1 pseudogene is annotated in these 332 nt (G+C 47.0%); it reads right to left on the reverse strand.

From position 1 onward, the window contains the following. Nucleotides 1-332, reverse strand: a pseudogene (locus BHE89_RS23180) (RNA-guided endonuclease InsQ/TnpB family protein); the annotation flags it as partial.

The following is a 332-nucleotide window of genomic DNA, read 5'->3' on the forward strand; positions in this document are numbered from 1 at the left end:
GGTCTCCATGGGCTGAAACGACGAGTCCCGCCGCGTGTAATTCCAATATGCCCTTGTGTCGGATATTGATTGCCGCATTGATATCTCGGTCATGTTCAAACTCCACATTCAGGGCATTGCCAGATACGCTTATGTAGTGGCATTTCTGACATTTTATGACCGCAGCAATGACAGGTTTTCGAACTGGCAAACCATTGATCCAGTTTTACCAGATGGATGCCTTTTTCTGCGGCTTTATATTCCAGCTTTGTGATAAAACCATGCCAGCCTGCATCACCGATAGCGCGAGCCAGACAGTGGTTTTTCATCATATTCGCCGATTTCAGTGTCTC

This window comes from Shigella sp. FC1967, assembly GCF_001743005.1.
GTDB lineage: Bacteria > Pseudomonadota > Gammaproteobacteria > Enterobacterales > Enterobacteriaceae > Proteus.